At 41.4% G+C, this 1,253-nt stretch carries 1 protein-coding gene; it reads right to left on the bottom strand.

The window, feature by feature from the left end:
- Positions 1-33 precede the first annotated feature (33 nt).
- A protein-coding gene (locus QTO06_RS25265) for an IS3 family transposase (protein ID WP_331410335.1) occupies positions 34-1,205 on the bottom strand; the annotation gives its coding sequence in 2 pieces (ribosomal slippage) (positions 34-923 and positions 923-1,205; 1,173 coding nt in all).
- Positions 1,206-1,253: the final 48 nt, after the last annotated feature.

Below are 1,253 nucleotides of genomic sequence, written 5' to 3'. Positions count from 1 at the left end.
GTGGAATGACCCCTTAAAAGTAGACACAGGGGGTTAATTCATTAGCTCAAAGTCTATGGGGCTCACTCCACCTAGAGTCCCATGTCTTCTTACCGGATTGTAATATGTATCGATATAAAGTCGGCTTTGCATTGTCATTTCCTGACGAGATATCTCTCCTAAATTGCTAATCCACTCTTTTTTGTATTGAGCAAAGAAACTTTCTGAACAAGCGTTATCCCAACAGTTTCCTTTACGTGACATACTCACGGTAATCGCCTTTTTCCTGAGCCATCGTAAGGTTTCTATCGCTCGATATTGAACACCTTGATCCGAGTGAAACATTAACTCCCTTCCATCCGGTAGACGACTCTTCCATGCTTTGTTCAAGGCTTTTAGCACTAAATAAGCATTGTTTATGCGACTTATAGACCACCCCACCACCTTCCTCGAATACAAATCCAATATAACACAAAGGTAGTTCCAACCTTCCTTACATCGAACTTGAGTTATATCAGAAGCCCAAACTTGATTTGGTTTACTCACGTCAAATTGGCGATTAAGAAGATTGTACGCAGGCATCAGTGTTTTCTGTCTAGGAGCTCGACCATGGCGCTTTTTACTCGCTTTAGAACGATAACCTACTAACTGTAATAGCCGTTGAACTCGCTTCTTATTGCAAATAAAACCGAAAGCAACCGCAGCTTCCCACAACTTTCGATAGCCGGGGATACAATGCTGCCTATCACTTTCCTTTTTTAAAAAGTCGAGCAAACTTTCGTTTCTTTGTTCGCGTTCACTTGGCTTTCGATGGAGCCACTTATAGTAGCCAGCTGGAGAAACACCTAGCCATTGGCACAGCCTTACTACTGGTCGCCTGACACTCGTGTATTTTAGAATGTATTCAAATCTTATTCTTTTAGGCTGTTGAAGTAAGCTTTCTCTTCCTTTAAGAATTCGTTCTCCATCTCAGCCATTTCCAGACGCTTTTTCAACCTTCGAATTTCTTTTTCTAGTTGGAGTACGGATTTTTCTGGTCCCACGTTGGGAAGAGTAGGTGATGTATGTTTTTGAGAGGTCATTTCAGCCCTCCATTTCGACAGTAAACTCGGGGAAATACCTAACGACTTCGCCACTGATTTTACGGTATCAGGAGAATCTAAAGATTGCTGTACAGCTTGTTTCTTGAAACCTTCTGAATGTTTTCGGACAGTTTTTACTTTCATCGCACTCAAATTCCAATATTGAGTGTCTACTTTATTGGGGTCATATCA

The sequence above is a fragment of the Vibrio sp. M260121 genome, assembly GCF_036533715.1.
Taxonomy (GTDB): Bacteria; Pseudomonadota; Gammaproteobacteria; order Enterobacterales; family Vibrionaceae; genus Vibrio.
Note: the sequence above shows the minus strand (reverse complement) of the source record. Positions and strands in the feature narration are given on the sequence as shown.